At 58.5% G+C, this 17,795-nt stretch carries 15 protein-coding genes; 5 read left to right on the forward strand and 10 right to left on the reverse strand.

Annotated elements, in window-relative coordinates; genetic code table 11:
- Positions 1–19: 19 nt before the first annotated feature.
- The 5 genes from purB to CKW20_RS12535 all read right to left on the reverse strand — a co-directional run bounded on the left by purB (position 20) and on the right by CKW20_RS12535 (position 6,215).
- The gene (gene purB, locus CKW20_RS12515; protein ID WP_008068312.1) at positions 20–1,390 is read right to left on the reverse strand and encodes an adenylosuccinate lyase; all 1,371 of its coding nucleotides are present in this window, start codon (positions 1,388–1,390) and stop codon (positions 20–22) included.
- A 127-nt stretch (positions 1,391–1,517) separates the two neighbouring features.
- The gene (gene hflD / locus CKW20_RS12520) at positions 1,518–2,141 is read right to left on the reverse strand and encodes a high frequency lysogenization protein HflD (protein WP_038982517.1); all 624 of its coding nucleotides are present in this window, start codon (positions 2,139–2,141) and stop codon (positions 1,518–1,520) included.
- Complete coding sequence (gene mnmA / locus CKW20_RS12525) at positions 2,138–3,271, reverse strand: tRNA 2-thiouridine(34) synthase MnmA (protein WP_095053171.1); 1,134 nt, start codon at positions 3,269–3,271, stop codon at positions 2,138–2,140. The genes hflD and mnmA overlap by 4 nt, the downstream gene beginning before the upstream one ends.
- 59 nt (positions 3,272–3,330) lie before the next feature.
- On the reverse strand, positions 3,331–3,777 hold the full coding sequence (locus CKW20_RS12530; RefSeq protein WP_095053172.1) for an NUDIX hydrolase: 447 nt from the start codon (positions 3,775–3,777) through the stop codon (positions 3,331–3,333).
- Between the two features lie 212 nt (positions 3,778–3,989).
- Positions 3,990–6,215, reverse strand: a complete 2,226-nt coding sequence (locus CKW20_RS12535; protein ID WP_095053173.1) for an NADP-dependent isocitrate dehydrogenase — start codon at positions 6,213–6,215, stop codon at positions 3,990–3,992.
- A gap of 493 nt (positions 6,216–6,708) precedes the next feature.
- Between CKW20_RS12535 and icd the strand changes: the two genes are divergently transcribed.
- Positions 6,709–7,965: an NADP-dependent isocitrate dehydrogenase gene (gene icd, locus CKW20_RS12545; RefSeq protein ID WP_007905029.1), complete on the forward strand. Its 1,257-nt coding sequence runs from the start codon at positions 6,709–6,711 to the stop codon at positions 7,963–7,965.
- A 59-nt stretch (positions 7,966–8,024) separates the two neighbouring features.
- Here icd and CKW20_RS12550 read toward each other — a convergent pair whose 3' ends face one another.
- Complete coding sequence (locus CKW20_RS12550; protein WP_095053320.1) at positions 8,025–8,306, reverse strand: cold shock domain-containing protein; 282 nt, start codon at positions 8,304–8,306, stop codon at positions 8,025–8,027.
- A 224-nt stretch (positions 8,307–8,530) separates the two neighbouring features.
- On the opposite strand from CKW20_RS12550, the gene clpS reads away from it, so the two are divergent.
- Positions 8,531–8,914 (forward strand): ATP-dependent Clp protease adapter ClpS, encoded by a 384-nt coding sequence (gene clpS / locus CKW20_RS12555; protein WP_034146919.1) that lies wholly within the window; start codon positions 8,531–8,533, stop codon positions 8,912–8,914.
- A 30-nt stretch (positions 8,915–8,944) separates the two neighbouring features.
- Positions 8,945–11,215 (forward strand): ATP-dependent Clp protease ATP-binding subunit ClpA, encoded by a 2,271-nt coding sequence (gene clpA / locus CKW20_RS12560; protein WP_038982525.1) that lies wholly within the window; start codon positions 8,945–8,947, stop codon positions 11,213–11,215.
- 215 nt (positions 11,216–11,430) lie between these two features.
- Here the strand turns inward: clpA and infA are convergent, their stop codons facing one another.
- The 4 genes from infA to trxB all read right to left on the reverse strand — a co-directional run bounded on the left by infA (position 11,431) and on the right by trxB (position 14,253).
- Complete coding sequence (gene infA / locus CKW20_RS12565; RefSeq protein ID WP_002553999.1) at positions 11,431–11,649, reverse strand: translation initiation factor IF-1; 219 nt, start codon at positions 11,647–11,649, stop codon at positions 11,431–11,433.
- Positions 11,650–11,749: 100 nt separating this feature from the next.
- Positions 11,750–12,457, reverse strand: coding sequence for an arginyltransferase (locus CKW20_RS12570; protein ID WP_095053175.1), 708 nt, complete (start codon positions 12,455–12,457; stop codon positions 11,750–11,752).
- Positions 12,458–12,544: 87 nt separating this feature from the next.
- A complete protein-coding gene (gene aat, locus CKW20_RS12575; RefSeq protein ID WP_095053176.1) occupies positions 12,545–13,225 on the reverse strand; it encodes a leucyl/phenylalanyl-tRNA--protein transferase in 681 nt (226 codons plus the stop codon).
- Between the two features lie 68 nt (positions 13,226–13,293).
- Positions 13,294–14,253 carry a thioredoxin-disulfide reductase gene (trxB, locus tag CKW20_RS12580; RefSeq protein WP_095053177.1) on the reverse strand — a complete coding sequence of 320 codons (960 nt, stop codon included), beginning with the start codon at positions 14,251–14,253 and terminating at the stop codon, positions 13,294–13,296.
- Positions 14,254–14,559: 306 nt separating this feature from the next.
- On the opposite strand from trxB, the gene CKW20_RS12585 reads away from it, so the two are divergent.
- Together CKW20_RS12585 and lolA are read left to right on the forward strand one after the other, a co-directional pair.
- Entirely contained in the window at positions 14,560–16,965 is a 2,406-nt protein-coding gene (locus CKW20_RS12585; RefSeq protein WP_095053178.1) for a DNA translocase FtsK, read from the forward strand.
- Between the two features lie 68 nt (positions 16,966–17,033).
- Entirely contained in the window at positions 17,034–17,657 is a 624-nt protein-coding gene (lolA, locus tag CKW20_RS12590; protein WP_008154853.1) for an outer membrane lipoprotein chaperone LolA, read from the forward strand.
- The last annotated feature ends 138 nt before the right edge of the window (positions 17,658–17,795 follow it).

The following is a 17,795-nucleotide window of genomic DNA, read 5'->3' on the forward strand; positions in this document are numbered from 1 at the left end:
AAACGGGTAGAACGGTCGATCAGATGCGTTTGGCTTGCGCCACAGCGTTGCCGATGTAGTTGGCCGGGGTGAGCAGCTTCAGCTCGGCCTTGGCTTGCGCTGGCATGTCCAGGCCATCGATGAAAGTCTGCAGCGCTTCAGGGCTGATGCCCTTGCCGCGAGTCAGCTCTTTCAATTTCTCGTACGGGTTTTCGATGTTGTAGCGACGCATCACGGTCTGGATCGGCTCGGCCAACACTTCCCAGCACGCATCCAGGTCAGCGGCAATCTTCTGCTCGTTGAGCTCCAACTTGCTGATGCCTTTGAGGCTGGCTTCGTACGCGATCACGCTGTGGGCGAAGCCGACACCGAGGTTGCGCAATACGGTGGAGTCGGTCAGGTCACGCTGCCAGCGGGAGATCGGCAGCTTGCTCGCCAAGTGCTGGAACAGTGCGTTGGCGATGCCCAGGTTGCCTTCGGAGTTTTCGAAGTCGATCGGGTTGACCTTGTGCGGCATAGTCGACGAACCGATTTCGCCAGCGATGGTGCGCTGTTTGAAATAACCCAGGGAGATGTAGCCCCAGATGTCGCGGTCGAAGTCGATCAGGATGGTGTTGAAGCGCGCGATCGCGTCGAACAGCTCGGCGATGTAGTCGTGCGGTTCGATCTGCGTGGTGTACGGGTTGAAGCCCAGGCCTAGCTCGTCTTCGATGAAGGCGCGGGCATTGGCTTCCCAGTCGATCTCAGGGTAGGCCGACAGGTGAGCGTTATAGTTGCCGACAGCGCCGTTGATTTTGCCCAGCAGCGGAACGGCAGCGACTTGAGCGATTTGACGCTCCAGGCGGTAAACCACGTTCGCCAGCTCTTTGCCCAGGGTGGTCGGCGATGCCGGTTGACCGTGGGTGCGCGACAGCATCGGCACGTCAGCGAAACGGATCGCCAGTTCGCGGATGGCTTCGGCGGTCTGGCGCATCAGCGGCAACATCACGTCATCACGGCCTTCGCGCAGCATCAGGGCGTGGGACAGGTTGTTGATGTCCTCGCTGGTGCAGGCAAAGTGGATGAATTCGCTGACGGCAGCCAGTTCTGGCAGCTTGGCCGCTTGCTCTTTGAGCAGGTATTCGATGGCTTTGACGTCGTGGTTGGTGGTGCGCTCGATCTCTTTGACACGCTCGGCGTGCTCCAGAGAGAAGTTTTCCGCCAGTGTGTTCAACACAGCGTTGGCTTCGGCGGAGAACGCCGGCACTTCGCTGATGGCAGGATGAGCGGCCAGGCGCTGGAGCCAGCGCACTTCAACCAGGACGCGAGCACGGATCAGACCGTATTCGCTGAAAATCGGGCGCAGGGCCTGGGTTTTGCCGGCGTAGCGGCCGTCAACAGGGGAAACCGCAGTGAGCGAAGAGAGCTGCATGGGGTGTTCTCGGACAGTCGGGCAACGAAATGGGGCGCGTATCATACATGAAAAAATCCGCCGGTCCGTTGCCAACTGACCGGCGTATTACGCGTTACTGACTACAAAGCGGTATTGCGGGCGCGGTTCAGCTGCTGCGCATCAGCGGGTAAAGCTCTTTAAGCAACTTGCGCCGGCTGATCACCAACTGCCAGCGATGACCGCCCAACTGCCGCCACAGGCGTGCCGAACGGATCCCGGCCAGCAACAGCGCGCGAATCTTCGAGGCATTGCTCGGTTGCTGCAGGTTGCGCATGTCGCCATGCACCTGAATCCGTTGGCGCAGGGTGCTCAGAGTGTCCTGATACAGCGCACCGCAGGCGGCGATCACGTTTTCGTGGGCCGGACCGAAGTGTTCGACCTGAGATTGAATCTGCGGCAGACGCTTGCCGATCACTTCCAGCATGTCTTCGCGCTTGGCCAATTGACGCTCCAGCCCCAGCATTGACAGGGCATAGCGCAACGGTTCGCGCTGAAGGGTGCTGGGGTCGCGCTCCAGAGCGCCGATCAATGCGCGGTAGCCTTCACGCAAATTGATGTCGTCACCGCCATAGACTTCCAGCGTGTCCTTGGGGTCGCGAATCAGCAGGCTACCGAGCATGCAGGTCAGGCCGGCTTCGTTGGTCTGGCCGGTCTTGGCGATCTTGTCCACCAGCACGGCGGCGAGAAACACGCCACCCAGGGCTGTCAGTTGCTCCTGAGTCGGGCTCATGGTCGCTGGCCCTTGCTGGTCCAGGGTTCGGCCACTTCGATCACGCCGCCGCCGAGGCAGATTTCGCCGTCGTAGAACACCACGGATTGGCCTGGGGTGACCGCGCGTTGCGGGTCATCGAAGGTCGCGCGGTAGCCGCTGGCGGTCTTTTCCAGCATGCAAGGCTGGTCACTCTGGCGATAACGTACTTTGGCGGTCAGCTTGCTCGGCTCGGTCAAATCGATCGGGTTGACCCAATAGATGTCCGAGGCGAGCAGGGCGCGGGAGAACAGATAAGGGTGATCATTGCCTTGGCCAACGATCAGCTCGTTGTGTTCCAGATCCTTGATCAGCACGTACCACGGCTCGTCACCGGCGTCTTTCAGGCCACCGATGCCCAAGCCTTGGCGCTGGCCGATGGTGTGATACATCAAGCCGTGGTGGCGGCCGATGACTTCGCCTTCGGTGGTCTTGATCTCGCCGGGCTGGGCCGGCAGGTATTGCTTGAGGAAGTCGCTGAAGCGGCGTTCGCCGATAAAACAGATCCCGGTGGAATCCTTTTTCTTCGCGGTGGCCAGGTCGTGTTTCTCGGCAATCGCGCGCACTTCGGGTTTTTCCAGCTCGCCGACCGGGAACAGGGTCTTGGCGATCTGTTCGCCGCCGACGGCGTGCAGGAAGTAGCTCTGGTCCTTGTTCGGATCCAGGCCCTTGAGCAATTCGGTGCGGCCATCGATGTCGCGGCGGCGCACGTAGTGGCCGGTGGCGATCAGGTCGGCGCCGAGCATCATGGCGTAATCGAGGAACGCCTTGAACTTGATTTCGCGGTTGCACAGGATGTCCGGGTTCGGCGTGCGACCGGCCTTGTATTCGGCCAGGAAGTGTTCGAACACGTTGTCCCAGTACTCGGCGGCGAAGTTGGCGGTGTGCAGCTTGATGCCAATCTTGTCGCACACGGCCTGAGCGTCCGCCAGGTCATCCATGGCGGTGCAGTATTCCGTTCCATCGTCTTCTTCCCAGTTCTTCATGAACAGGCCTTCCACCTCATAGCCCTGTTCGATCAGCAGGAGAGCGGAAACGGAAGAGTCCACGCCGCCGGACATGCCGACAATGACGCGCTTCTTTTGTGTGTCAGAAGGGGCTGGATCACGCATAGGGATTCAATGAGTGTCTTGAAAAAGGACGCGATTCTAGCAGGCTGGAGCCCGCAAGGCTAAAGAGAAGGGCGGATCAGCTCAAGGCTGAAGTGTTTACCGTCCAGATAATCATCGATACAGCGGATGATCAGCTCACTGCGCCAGTTTGCGCGCTGTTGCAGCAGTTCGTCACGCGTCAGCCATTTTGCGCCGACGATACCGTCATCCAGCTGATAGTCCGGGTGGTGTTTGAGCGGTTTTGCGCTGAAGCAGACCCGCTGGTAGGTCACGCCGTTGCTCGGGGCTGTATAGAGATAAATGCCCACCACGCCTGTCGGCTCGACGTCCCAACCGGTTTCCTCGAGGGTTTCACGCACGGCGGCGTCGATCAGGGTTTCGTCCGGGTCCAGATGGCCGGCGGGCTGGTTGAGCACCGTTTGTCCGTGCTTGAGTTCTTCGACCATCAGGAAGCGACCATCGTCTTCGACGATGGTGGCGACGGTGATGTGGGGTAGCCAATCCATGAAGTTTCCTCGATTTTTGAATATTGAAACCCGATCCCTGTAGGAGCTGGCTTGCCAGCGAAGACGGTGGGTCGGTCAATGAAATGTTGAATGATAAACCGCTTTCGCTGGCAAGCCAGCTCCTACAGGGATCGGGTTCGGCAGATAGGTGTGTGAAATCCGGAAACACAAACCCCGGCACATGGCCGGGGTTTGTGATGTTCCCTTACACCTTAAACCAGCGCAGCGATCGCGGCGTTGAAGGTGTTGCTCGGGCGCATGGCCTTGCTGATCAGCTCGGCATTGGCGTGGTAGTAACCGCCGATGTCCACTGGCTTGCCCTGAACGGCGTTGAGCTCGGCAACGATGGTCGCTTCGTTCTCGGTCAGGGTTTTGGCCAGTTCGCCGAACTGCGCTTGCAGTGCAACGTCTTCGGTCTGGGCGGCCAGGGCTTGAGCCCAGTACAGCGCCAGGTAGAAGTGGCTGCCGCGGTTGTCGATGTTGCCGACTTTACGCGATGGCGACTTGTTGTTATCCAGGAACTGGCCAGTGGCCTGATCCAGGGTCTTGGCCAGCACCAGCGCCTTAGGGTTGTTGTAAGTCACGCCCAAATGCTCAAGGGAAGCGGCCAGGGCCAGGAACTCACCCAGGGAATCCCAGCGCAGGAAGTTTTCTTCCAGCAGCTGTTGAACGTGCTTCGGTGCCGAACCGCCAGCGCCGGTTTCGAACAGACCGCCGCCGTTCATCAGCGGAACGATCGACAGCATCTTGGCGCTGGTGCCCAGTTCCATGATCGGGAACAGGTCGGTCAGGTAGTCGCGCAATACGTTGCCGGTCACCGAGATGGTGTCCTTGCCTTCGCGGGTGCGCTGCAGGGTGAACTTCATCGCGTCGACTGGCGACATGATCTGGATGTCCAGGCCGGTCGTGTCGTGATCCTTCAGGTAAGCCTGAACTTTCTCGATCACTACGCCATCATGGGCGCGCATTGGGTCCAGCCAGAAAATGGCCGGAGTTGCGCTTGCACGGGCACGGTTGACGGCCAGTTTGACCCAGTCCTGGATCGGCGCGTCTTTGGTCTGGCACATGCGGAAGATGTCGCCGGCTTCAACCGACTGTTCCAGCAGAGTGCGGCCAGCGCTGTCGGAAACCCGAACCACGCCGTTTGCCTTGATCTGGAAAGTCTTGTCGTGGGAGCCGTACTCTTCGGCTTTTTTCGCCATCAGGCCAACGTTTGGCACGCTGCCCATGGTGGTCGGATCGAAAGCGCCGTTAGCCTTGCAGTCTTCAATCACTGCCTGGTAGATGGTGGCGTAGCAGCGATCCGGGATCACAGCCTTGGTGTCGTGCAGCTGGCCATCAGTGCCCCACATCTTGCCGGAGTCACGGATCATCGCCGGCATCGAGGCGTCGACGATAACGTCGCTCGGCACGTGCAGGTTGGTGATGCCTTTGTCGGAGTTGACCATGGCCAACGACGGACGAACGGCGTAGACCGCCTGGATGTCCGCTTCGATCTGCGCTTGTTGCTCAGCCGGCAAAGCCTTGATGCGAGCATACAGGTCGCCGATGCCGTTGTTCAGGTTGAAGCCGATCTGTGCCAGCACGTCAGCGTGTTTGGCGAGGGCGTCTTTATAGAACTCGGCAGCGATCTGGCCGAACATGATCGGGTCGGAGACCTTCATCATGGTGGCTTTCAGGTGAACCGACAGCAGCACGCCTTTGGCTTTGGCATCTTCGATCTCGGCCGCGATGAAGCTACGCAGTGCGTTTTTGCTCAGAACGGCGCAATCGAGGATCTCACCGGCTTGTACGGTGGTCTTTTCTTTCAGAACGGTGGTGGTGCCGTCTTGAGCGATCAGTTCGATTTTGACGGCGTCAGCGGCGTCGATCAGGGCGGCTTTTTCGCTGCCGTAGAAATCGCCGGTGCTCATGTGAGCCACGTGGGACTTGGAGTCTTTGGCCCAGGCGCCCATTTTATGCGGGTGCTTGCGCGCGTAGTTCTTGACCGACAGCGGTGCGCGACGATCAGAGTTACCTTCGCGCAGAACCGGGTTCACGGCGCTGCCCTTGATCTTGTCGTAACGCGATTTGGCGAGCTTGTCGGCATCGCTGGTCACGGTTTCCGGGTAGTCCGGCAGTGCGTAACCCTGAGCTTGCAGCTCTTTGATCGCGGCTTGCAGTTGCGGAACCGAAGCGCTGATGTTCGGAAGCTTGATGATGTTGGCTTCCGGCGTAACGGCCAGGTCGCCCAGTTCGGCGAGGTGGTCGGCTACGGCTTTGTCACCCAATTGCTCGGGGAAGCTGGCCAGAATGCGCCCTGCAAGAGAGATATCGCGGGTTTCAACGGCGATATCAGCCGAGGCGGTGAAAGCCTCTACGATAGGCAACAGTGAATAGGTGGCGAGGGCTGGGGCTTCGTCGGTGAAGGTATAGATGATCTTCGAGCGGGTGGGCATATTCGGATTAACTCTCTCTTCTTTGCTAAAGCGTGCGCAGAAACTCGAGGGGCGCCGGGTAAGCGCGTTCGTTCAAAGTCATCCATGAGCCGAATGTCGAGATTTCTTCGCGGTGATGTTGGGTGCATCAGTCGAGCGTCAAGCGGGTGGACTGCGATAACAATCCGGCTTATTCGGGCCCAACGTCTTGTGATAGAGCGGTCGGCCGTCGTGACTCTTTGGTCAGCGGCGGCATTATACATAGGTAGCTGGCAATCTGCCGATGGTTCATAAGCAACGTTTTTCGTCCATTGGTCTAAAGGTCGCAGGCGGACGTGGGGCGTAGAGTCGTTCGCCGTGCTTGAGTTTGGCGCTTTTCCCTTTGCTTTCAAGCTTGTACGTCGCGAACTGTGCAGCTTTGCGGCAGATGGGCGGAACATAGGGTTTGCGCGCCGATTTAACTGGGGTACGCTCGAACGCAGCCAGATGTTCAATCCAAACAATGGAGTTCAGCATGGGATACAAGAAGATTCAGGTTCCAGCCGTCGGCGACAAAATCACCGTCAACGCGGACCATTCTCTCAATGTTCCTAACAACCCGATCATCCCCTTCATCGAAGGCGATGGTATTGGCGTTGATATCAGCCCGGTCATGATCAAGGTTGTCGATGCTGCTGTTAAGAAGGCTTACGGCGGCGAGCGCAAAATTTCCTGGATGGAAGTCTACGCCGGGGAGAAAGCGACTCAGGTTTACGATCAGGACACCTGGCTGCCTCAGGAAACCCTGGACGCGGTCAAGGATTACGTGGTTTCCATCAAGGGCCCTCTGACCACGCCGGTCGGCGGCGGCATCCGTTCGCTGAACGTGGCCCTGCGTCAGCAACTCGACCTGTATGTGTGCCTGCGCCCGGTGCGCTGGTTCGAAGGCGTACCGAGCCCGGTCAAGAAGCCAGGCGATGTCGACATGACCATCTTCCGTGAAAACTCGGAAGACATTTATGCCGGTATTGAATGGAAGGCCGGTTCGCCGGAAGCGACCAAGGTTATCAAGTTCCTTAAAGAAGAAATGGGCGTCACCAAGATCCGTTTCGACGAAAACTGCGGTATCGGCGTCAAGCCGGTTTCCCTGGAAGGCACCAAGCGTCTGGCGCGCAAGGCTCTGCAGTATGTGGTCGACAATGACCGCGACTCGCTGACCATCGTGCACAAAGGCAACATCATGAAGTTCACCGAAGGTGCCTTCAAGGAATGGGCCTACGAAGTGGCCGCTGAAGAATTCGGCGCAACTCTGCTCGACGGCGGTCCGTGGATGCAGTTCAAGAACCCGAAAACCGGCAAGAACGTCATCGTCAAGGACGCCATCGCCGACGCCATGCTCCAGCAGATCCTGCTGCGCCCGGCCGAGTACGATGTGATCGCGACCCTGAACCTCAATGGCGACTACCTCTCCGACGCCCTGGCGGCCGAAGTGGGCGGTATCGGTATCGCGCCGGGTGCCAACTTGTCCGACACCGTGGCCATGTTCGAAGCGACCCACGGTACTGCGCCGAAGTATGCCGGCAAGGACCAGGTCAACCCGGGTTCGTTGATCCTGTCCGCCGAAATGATGCTGCGTCACATGGGCTGGACCGAAGCGGCCGACCTGATCATCAAAGGCACCAACGGCGCGATCTCTGCGAAAACCGTGACCTATGACTTCGAGCGTCTGATGGAGGGCGCGAAACTGCTGTCATCTTCCGCGTTTGGTGATGCGTTGATCTCGCATATGTAAGCCGGCTGACAAAAAAACCGCCTTCGGGCGGTTTTTTTATGACTGGATGACGAGCTGCGTCAGCTCGACATTGTTTCTGGCCGGATGGCAGGGGCGCTCTGTTCGTTCGGGGGTGTGGCGGACGCGATCTTTACTGCATGCAATCCTTTGGGGCCTTGAATGATCTCGAAGCTAACGCTTTGCCCAGCCTTGAGGGTTTTGTATCCGTCCATCTCAATGGCCGAATAGTGGGCAAAGAAATCGATTTCCTTGCCGTCCTCGTCGCGACCTTCTCTGGCGTCGGTGTTAATGAAACCGAACCCCTTGGCATTGTTGAACCATTTCACCTTACCGACAGCCATACCCATATCCCTCTGCAACAGACTCCATCACTGGAGTATCATCCAGTTAATCCGCAGTCTAATCTTGCAAATAGATTGACTCCGCGGACCTTTTTTACCCACTGTGGGCTCTATTGTTTGTAACACCGATTTTCCGATAGTCAAGGTGACCGGGCAGTCGGAGTTGAAAACGTTCATAACCGCCCCCACCACTGTATTTGCACAACTGACGAACCTTTCTTTCCATGCATGCAATCAGCCAGATTCGACTAACATTCAATCAGGATCGCCCGACTCTCCAAAAAGATCACCCGGAGGAACACGACGACGATTCCGCAGGCATTGCTGTTCAGGAGGCTAAGCCTGCTTTACAGGCGCCGCCTATGTACAAGGTGGTTTTGTTTAATGATGACTACACACCGATGGATTTCGTCGTCGAAGTGCTCGAGGTGTTTTTTAACCTGAATCGCGAGCTGGCGACCAAGGTCATGCTGGCCGTCCACACAGAAGGACGGGCAGTATGTGGAGTGTTTACCCGCGACATCGCCGAGACCAAGGCCATGCAGGTCAACCAGTACGCCAGGGAAAGCCAGCATCCGCTACTCTGTGAAATCGAGAAGGACGGTTAATCGCCGACCACTTGGGTATGAGGTGAAGCTATGTTAAACCGCGAGCTCGAAGTCACCCTCAATCTTGCCTTCAAGGAGGCTCGCTCGAAGCGTCATGAATTCATGACCGTCGAGCACCTGCTGCTGGCCCTATTGGATAATGAGGCTGCCGCCACCGTTTTGCGTGCCTGCGGCGCAAACCTCGACAAACTCAAGCATGATCTGCAGGAGTTCATCGACTCCACCACGCCATTGATCCCTCTTCATGACGAGGATCGTGAAACCCAGCCAACCCTGGGCTTCCAGCGTGTATTGCAGCGTGCTGTCTTTCATGTACAGAGCTCGGGCAAACGCGAAGTGACTGGTGCTAACGTGCTGGTCGCAATCTTCAGTGAGCAAGAGAGTCAGGCAGTGTTTCTGCTGAAACAGCAGAGCGTTGCGCGCATCGATGTCGTCAACTACATCGCCCATGGCATTTCCAAAGTGCCGGGGCATGGCGATCACTCTGAAGGTGAACAAGATATGCAGGACGACGAGGGCGGTGAGTCTTCTTCTTCAGGCAATCCTCTGGATGCTTATGCCAGCAACCTCAACGAACTCGCGCGCCAGGGTCGTATCGATCCGTTGGTAGGCCGTGAGCTGGAGGTCGAGCGCGTCGCGCAGATCCTCGCGCGCCGTCGCAAAAACAATCCGCTGCTGGTGGGCGAGGCGGGCGTGGGTAAAACCGCGATTGCCGAAGGCCTGGCCAAACGGATTGTCGACAACCAGGTTCCGGACCTGCTGGCCAACAGTGTGGTGTATTCCCTCGATCTGGGAGCCTTGCTGGCCGGGACCAAATACCGCGGTGATTTCGAGAAGCGCTTCAAGGCGCTGCTCAATGAGCTGAAAAAACGTCCACAGGCGATCCTGTTCATCGACGAGATCCACACCATCATTGGTGCGGGCGCTGCGTCCGGTGGCGTCATGGATGCATCGAACCTGCTCAAGCCATTGTTGTCTTCGGGCGACATTCGCTGCATCGGTTCGACCACGTTCCAGGAATTCCGCGGGATCTTCGAGAAGGACCGTGCTCTGGCCCGGCGCTTCCAGAAGGTCGATGTATCGGAACCTTCGGTGGAAGACACCATTGGCATCCTGCGTGGCCTGAAAGGGCGTTTCGAAGCGCACCACAACATCGAATACAGCGATGAAGCCCTGCGCGCCGCGGCTGAACTGGCCTCGCGTTATATCAATGACCGGCACATGCCGGACAAGGCCATCGACGTCATCGACGAGGCGGGCGCCTATCAGCGTCTGCAGCCGATCGAGAAACGCGTGAAACGCATCGAAGTGCCTCAGGTCGAGGACATCGTCGCGAAAATCGCGCGAATTCCACCTAAGCACGTCACCAGTTCCGATAAAGAGCTGCTGCGTAACCTTGAGCGTGACCTGAAGCTCACGGTATTTGGCCAGGATGCGGCGATCGACTCGCTGTCGACCGCGATCAAACTGTCCCGTGCCGGCCTCAAGTCGCCTGACAAGCCCGTCGGTTCGTTCCTGTTCGCAGGGCCGACCGGTGTGGGTAAAACCGAGGCCGCGCGGCAATTGGCCAAGGCGTTGGGTGTCGAGCTGGTTCGCTTTGACATGTCCGAGTACATGGAGCGCCACACCGTATCGCGTCTGATCGGTGCACCTCCAGGCTATGTCGGGTTCGATCAGGGCGGTCTGCTGACCGAAGCCATCACCAAGCAGCCTCACTGCGTGCTGCTGCTCGATGAAATCGAGAAGGCGCATCCGGAAGTCTTCAACCTGCTGTTGCAGGTCATGGACCACGGTACGCTGACCGATAACAACGGGCGCAAGGCGGACTTCCGTAACGTAATCGTCATCATGACGACCAACGCCGGTGCCGAGACTGCAGCGCGTGCTTCGATCGGTTTCACTTATCAGGACCACTCGTCCGATGCGATGGAAGTGATCAAGAAGAGCTTCACGCCGGAATTCCGTAACCGTCTGGACACCATTATCCAGTTTGGTCGCCTCAGCCATGAGGTCATCAAAAGCGTGGTGGACAAGTTCCTTACCGAACTTCAGGCGCAACTGGAAGACAAGCGTGTGCTGCTGGAAGTCACCGACGCTGCTCGCAGCTGGCTGGCGGCCGGTGGCTACGACTCGGCAATGGGCGCTCGCCCAATGGCGCGTTTGATTCAGGACAAAATCAAGCGTCCGCTGGCGGAGGAGATTCTCTTTGGCGAACTGGCCGAACATGGCGGTGTGGTACACATCGACATCAAGGACGGCGAGCTGACCTTCGAGTTCGAGACCACGGCTGAAATGGCCTGACGTTAAACCGCAAGACAGCAAAAAGGCGCCGATTGGCGCCTTTTTGCTGTCCGCCATGATCGTTCCCACGCGCAGCAAAGGAATGCAGTCCGGGACGCTCCGCGTCCCTTCAAAAGCCGAACGCAGAGCGTCCGTTGAGGCATTCCCACGCTGAGCGTGGGAACGATCCACAAACAAAAACGCCCGGCATGGCCGGGCGTTTTGTATTGACTTGATTAGCGAGCGCGGTAGGTGATGCGCCCTTTGCTCAAGTCATAGGGCGTCAGCTCGACGCGCACTTTGTCGCCGGTAAGAATACGGATGTAGTTCTTGCGCATCTTGCCGGAGATATGCGCGGTTACGACGTGCCCATTTTCCAACTCCACACGAAACATGGTGTTGGGCAGGGTGTCGACGACAGTGCCTTCCATTTCGAAGCTGTCTTCTTTCGACATGCAGTAAAGCCCTCGGTGTCCAATGAATGGCCCGGTGCAACTGCGCCAGGCAAAAGCGGCGTGCATTGTGCCCGAAAAATGGGGTTTAAGCCAAGGGGTTCTAGCTCAGGATGACCCAACGCTGATTAATCAGCAGTTCGATAGGGCGATATTGGGTCTTGTAGCTCATTTTTTTGCAGTTTTTGATCCAGTAGCCGAGATAGACCGCTTCCAGGCCCAGGCGCCGGGCTTCGGCGATCTGCCAGAGAATCGCGTAACGCCCCAGGCTGCGACGCTCCTCACCGGGCTCGTAGAAGGTGTAGACCGCCGACAGACCGTTGGGCAGCAAGTCAGTGACGGCCACTGCCAGCAGCCGGCCTTCGAGACGGAATTCGTAGAACCGGGAAAACGGCAGGTCACGCACCAGGAAGGTCGAAAACTGGTCGCGGCTCGGCGGATACATATCGCCATCGGCGTGACGTTGTTCGATATAGCGCTGATAGAGGTCGAAGTACTCTTCGGTGAACTTTGGTCTGGCCGGGCGCACTTGCAGGTCGGCATTGCGTTTGACAATGCGTTTTTGTTGGCGGTTGGGCGTAAATTGCGCCACAGGAATGCGCGCCGGTACGCACGCATTGCAATGCTGGCAATGGGGTCGGTAGAGATGATCGCCACTGCGACGAAAGCCCATTTCCGACAGATCTGCGTAGACATGCACATCCATGGGCTGGCTAGGGTCGAGGAACAGCGTGGTGGCCTGCTCCTCGGGCAGATAACTGCAAGAGTGGGGCTGAGTGGCATAGAACTTCAAACGCGCCAACTCGGTCATGATCAACCCTCGGGATAAGCTTTTGATTAGGGGGCGCTCTCAATTCGTTTCCCCGCATTAAGTGTAAGCCACGCGCGCAAAAGTCGCTCAGCAAACCCAGGTGGCACGGCCGGGTTGATCCAGGTGCCGGGCAAGGTAGCCAGCAAATTCGCGGCGGGGAATCGCTCGGGCACCGAGGCTGTGCAGATGATCGGTAGGCATCTGGCAGTCGATCAGTACAAAACCTGAGTCTTTCAGATGTCGCACCAGTGTGGCAAAGCCATATTTGGAGGCGTTGTCGGCGCGGCTGAACATCGACTCGCCGAAAAACAGCTGCCCCATGGCCAAGCCGTAGAGCCCGCCGACCAGCACGCCATTGTCCCAGACTTCCACCGAGTGGGCGTAACCGCGCTTGTGCAGTTCGACGTAGGCGTCCTGCATCGCTTGGGTGATCCAGGTGCCGTCAGCGTACTCGCGCGGTGCGGCGCAGGCGCGGATGACTGCGGCAAAATCCCGATCGAAGGTCACTTGATAGCGTTGTTGGCGCAGCAGTTTATTCAAGCTGCGGGAGACATGCAGTTCGTCGGGAAACAGTACTGTGCGCGGATCTGGCGACCACCAGAGAATTGGCTGACCCTCCGAGAACCACGGAAAGCAGCCGTGACGATAGGCTTGAATCAGACGATCGGCGGACAGATCGCCGCCCGCGGCCAGCAACCCGTTGGGATCGCGCATGGCTTTTTCCAGCGGCGGGAAGGTCAGGGTATTGCGTTGTAACCAAGTCAGCATGGCATCCGGGCTTGCAGAAGGGGAGGGCGATAGCGGGCCGGTGAGCCCGCCTTGAAGGAGGTTAACCGTCAAACGGTGGGGATGTCATCGAGATACTTCTCGGCGTCCAGCGCGGCCATGCAGCCGGCCCCGGCGGACGTCACCGCCTGGCGGTAAATATGATCGGCCACATCACCAGCGGCGAACACGCCTTCAATGTCGGTGGCAGTGGCGTCACCTTCGCTGCCGCCCTTGACCAGCAGATAGCCGTCACGCATTTTCAGCTGCCCTTGGAACAGGTCGGTGTTGGGCTTGTGGCCGATGGCGATGAATACGCCGGCCAGCGACAACTCACTGGTTTCGCCCGTATGGCTGTGCCGTAGACGGGCACCGGTCACGCCGCTGGCGTCGCCCAGTACTTCGTCCAGGTTTTGGTTCCAGTGCAGGCGTATATTGCCGTTGGCGGCTTTTTCGAAGAGCTTGTCCTGGAGGATCTTCTCCGAGCGCAGTTTGTCGCGGCGGTGAATCAGGTGAACTTCCTTGGCGATATTCGACAGGTACAGCGCTTCCTCCACGGCCGTGTTACCGCCGCCGACCACCGCGACCACTTGGTTACGGTAGAAGAAGCCATCGCAGGTGGCGCAGGCCGAAACCCCTTTGCCGGCAAAGGCTTCTTCCGATGGCAGCCCCAGGTATTGTGCGGAAGCGCCGGTGGCGATAATCAGCGCATCGCAGGTGTAGGTGCCGCTGTCGCCAATGAGTTCGAACGGGCGCTGTTGCAACTTGGCCGTATGGATGTGGTCGTAAACGATCTCGGTGTCGAAGCGTTCGGCGTGTTTTTGCATGCGTTCCATCAGTACCGGGCCGGTCAGGCCTTCGACGTCGCCGGGCCAGTTGTCGACTTCGACGGTGGTGGTCAGCTGGCCACCTGCCTGTATGCCGGTGATGACAACGGGTTTGAGGTTGGCGCGAGCGGCATAAACGGCTGCGCTGTAACCGGCAGGGCCGGAACCCAGAATGATCAGGCGGGAATGCTTCGCTTCAGTCATAAAAACACCTCATAAGCCTTTGTCACAAAAGAGAATGCATGCTCAAATTGGACCGCGCGTACTGTGCTGTTGGCTATGCTGCACCCAAGGGTCTCAAGCATGGCATCGGGCGAACAAACCCGTACAATGCCTGCTTGTAACAGTGTTTGTATCAAAAAAGCGGTGCGTGCCGTATTTCGAAAAACCAGGGCACAGTGTTAAAAGTAGTCCCGGTTGCGCCTGTTAACTTTTTTACCTGCCTGGATTGGGCAGTTTTTATCGTCATTCAACAGATGGACGCGCCATGGGCGCAGGAAAAGAAGCGTTTTGAAGAAATCCACCGCAGCACCTAAAACAGTCGTTCCGCTCTGGCGTCAGCAATTGCACTACCGGCTCAAGGAAGGTGCATTGATCGCCATCGGCGCCTTGTGCCTGTTCCTGATGATGGCTTTGTTGACCTACGGCAAAGACGATCCGGGCTGGAGCCATAACAGCAAGATCGACGATGTGCAGAACTTCGGCGGGCCTGCCGGCTCCTACAGCGCCGACATCCTGTTCATGGTCCTGGGTTACTTCGCCTACATTTTCCCGTTGCTGCTGGCGGTCAAGGCCTATCAGATCTTCCGCCAGCGCCACGAGCCGTGGCAGTGGAGCGGCTGGCTGTTCTCCTGGCGCCTGATTGGCCTGGTGTTTCTGGTGCTGTCGGGCGCGGCACTGGCCCACATTCATTTCCATGCGGCGACTGGTCTGCCGGCCGGTGCGGGGGGCGCTTTGGGCGAAAGCCTCGGCGATCTGGCCAGGAACGCGCTGAACATCCAGGGCAGCACGCTGCTGTTCATCGCGCTGTTTCTGTTCGGCCTGACGGTGTTCACCGACCTGTCATGGTTCAAGGTGATGGACGTCACCGGGAAGATCACCCTGGATCTGTTCGAACTGTTTCAGGGCGCGGCCAATCGCTGGTGGGCGGCCCGTATGGAACGCAAACAACTGGTCGCCCAGCTGCGTGAAGTCGACGATCGCATGCATGACGTGGTCGCACCGACAGTCTCCGACAAACGCGAGCAGGCCAAGGTCAAGGAGCGCCTGATCGAGCGCGAGCAGGCCCTGAGCAAGCACATGTCCGAGCGCGAGAAGCAGGTGCCGCCGGTGATTGCCCCAGCTCCGCCCAAACCCGCAGCGCCCAGCAAACGCGTGGAAAAAGAGAAGCAGGCGCCGTTGTTCGTCGACAGCGCCGTGGAAGGCACCTTGCCACCGATCTCGATTCTCGACCCTGCGGAAAAGAAACAACTCAATTATTCGCCTGAATCCCTGGCGGCCGTCGGCCACTTGCTGGAAATCAAGCTCAAGGAATTCGGCGTCGAAGTCTCGGTGGATTCGATTCACCCGGGCCCGGTCATTACCCGTTACGAAATCCAGCCGGCAGCCGGCGTCAAAGTCAGCCGCATCTCCAATCTGGCGAAAGACCTGGCCCGTTCCCTGGCCGTGACCAGCGTGCGTGTCGTCGAAGTGATTCCGGGCAAGACCACGGTCGGTATCGAGATCCCTAACGAAGACCGGCAGATCGTGCGCTTCTCCGAGGTCCTGTCGACCCCCGAGTACGATAACTTCAAGTCCCCGGTCACCCTGGCCCTGGGTCACGATATCGGCGGCAAACCGGTCATCACCGACCTGGCGAAGATGCCGCACTTGCTGGTGGCCGGTACGACCGGTTCAGGTAAGTCGGTGGGTGTGAACGCGATGATCCTGTCGATTCTGTTCAAGTCTGGCCCGGAAGACGCCAAGCTGATCATGATCGACCCGAAAATGCTCGAGCTGTCGATCTACGAAGGCATTCCGCACCTGCTGTGCCCGGTGGTCACCGACATGAAGGACGCCGCCAATGCCTTGCGCTGGAGCGTCGCCGAGATGGAACGGCGTTACAAGCTGATGGCGAAGATGGGCGTGCGTAACCTGTCGGGCTTCAACGCCAAGGTCAAGGAAGCCCAGGACGCCGGCGAGCCGTTGAGTGATCCGCTGTACAAGCGCGAAAGCATCCACGACGAGGCTCCACTGCTGCAAAAACTGCCGACCATTGTCGTGGTCGTCGACGAATTCGCCGACATGATGATGATCGTCGGCAAGAAGGTTGAAGAGCTGATCGCCCGTATCGCCCAGAAGGCCCGTGCGGCCGGCATCCACTTGATCCTCGCGACCCAGCGGCCGTCGGTGGACGTGATCACCGGCCTGATCAAGGCGAACATTCCGACCCGTATGGCGTTCCAGGTATCGAGCAAGATCGATTCGCGGACCATCATCGACCAGGGTGGCGCCGAACAACTGCTGGGCCACGGTGATATGTTGTACATGCCACCGGGCACCAGTCTGCCGATTCGTGTTCACGGCGCGTTCGTGTCCGATGACGAGGTTCACCGGGTGGTTGAAGCCTGGAAACTGCGCGGCGCACCGGAATACAACGATGACATCCTCGCCGGTGTCGAAGAGGCCGGTAGCGGCTTTGAAAACGGCGGCGGTGGCGGTGACGATGATGCCGAAACCGATGCGCTGTACGACGAAGCGGTGCAGTTCGTACTGGAAAGCCGTCGTGCGTCCATTTCCGCAGTTCAACGCAAGCTGAAAATCGGCTACAACCGCGCGGCGCGTATGATCGAAGCCATGGAAATGGCCGGGGTCGTAACGTCCATGAACACCAACGGCTCGCGTGAAGTCCTGGCCCCTGGTCCGGTGCGCGACTGATCCGGTTTTGAAAGGGGCGGTGTCTTGAGGCGCCGCCCGCACTCCCACGAATGTTTATGAGGACTCCCATGCGTCTTATCCGCATGCTGTTGCTGCCGGTACTGGCTTTGACCACGCTCTCGGCCCATGCCGATGACAAGGACGTGGCGCGTCTGACTCAACTGCTGGAAAAATCCCAGACCCTGACCGCGCGCTTCTCCCAGCTGACCCTCGATGGCAGTGGCACTCAGTTGCAGGAAACCGCGGGTGAAATGTCCTTGCAGCGTCCTGGCTTGTTTTACTGGCACACCAACGCGCCGGCCGAACAAACGATGGTCTCCGACGGCAAGAAGGTGACGTTGTGGGATCCGGACCTTGAGCAGGCCACCATCAAGAACCTTGATCAGCGCCTGACCCAGACCCCGGCATTGCTGCTGTCGGGCGACGTGTCCAAGATCAGCCAGAGCTTCGACATCAGCGCCAAGGAAGCCGGTGGCGTGATCGACTTCACCCTGAAGCCGAAAACCAAAGATACCCTGTTCGACAGCCTGCGCCTGTCGTTCCGCAACGGTCTGGTCAATGACATGCAGATGATTGACAGCGTCGGTCAGCGCACCAATATCCTGTTCACCGGCGTGAAGGCCAACGAGCCGATTCCTGCGTCCAAGTTCAAGTTCGACATCCCCAAGGGTGCCGATGTGATCCAGGAATAAAATGCAGGATCCTGTAGGAGCGAGCTTGCTCGCGAAGGCGGAGTATCGGAAACATTGATGTCGACTGATACTCCCTCTTCGCGAGCAAGCTCGCTCCTACAAGGATTGCGATGCCAAGCTCAGGACCCAGTGAGGTTT

Origin of the sequence: Pseudomonas sp. Irchel s3b2, from assembly GCF_900187445.1 — a bacterium.
Lineage (GTDB): Bacteria > Pseudomonadota > Gammaproteobacteria > Pseudomonadales > Pseudomonadaceae > Aquipseudomonas.

Coding starts and splice junctions, on each gene's coding strand:
- purB (WP_008068312.1), bottom strand. CDS start 1,390: ATGCAGCTCTCTTCGCTCACTGCGGTTTCCCCTGTTGACGGCCGCTAC.
- hflD (WP_038982517.1), bottom strand. CDS start 2,141: ATGAGCCCGACTCAGGAGCAACTGACAGCCCTGGGTGGCGTGTTTCTC.
- mnmA (WP_095053171.1), bottom strand. CDS start 3,271: ATGCGTGATCCAGCCCCTTCTGACACACAAAAGAAGCGCGTCATTGTC.
- CKW20_RS12530 (WP_095053172.1), bottom strand. CDS start 3,777: ATGGATTGGCTACCCCACATCACCGTCGCCACCATCGTCGAAGACGAT.
- CKW20_RS12535 (WP_095053173.1), bottom strand. CDS start 6,215: ATGCCCACCCGCTCGAAGATCATCTATACCTTCACCGACGAAGCCCCA.
- icd (WP_007905029.1), top strand. CDS start 6,709: ATGGGATACAAGAAGATTCAGGTTCCAGCCGTCGGCGACAAAATCACC.
- CKW20_RS12550 (WP_095053320.1), bottom strand. CDS start 8,306: ATGGCTGTCGGTAAGGTGAAATGGTTCAACAATGCCAAGGGGTTCGGT.
- clpS (WP_034146919.1), top strand. CDS start 8,531: ATGCATGCAATCAGCCAGATTCGACTAACATTCAATCAGGATCGCCCG.
- clpA (WP_038982525.1), top strand. CDS start 8,945: ATGTTAAACCGCGAGCTCGAAGTCACCCTCAATCTTGCCTTCAAGGAG.
- infA (WP_002553999.1), bottom strand. CDS start 11,649: ATGTCGAAAGAAGACAGCTTCGAAATGGAAGGCACTGTCGTCGACACC.
- CKW20_RS12570 (WP_095053175.1), bottom strand. CDS start 12,457: ATGACCGAGTTGGCGCGTTTGAAGTTCTATGCCACTCAGCCCCACTCT.
- aat (WP_095053176.1), bottom strand. CDS start 13,225: ATGCTGACTTGGTTACAACGCAATACCCTGACCTTCCCGCCGCTGGAA.
- trxB (WP_095053177.1), bottom strand. CDS start 14,253: ATGACTGAAGCGAAGCATTCCCGCCTGATCATTCTGGGTTCCGGCCCT.
- lolA (WP_008154853.1), top strand. CDS start 17,034: ATGCGTCTTATCCGCATGCTGTTGCTGCCGGTACTGGCTTTGACCACG.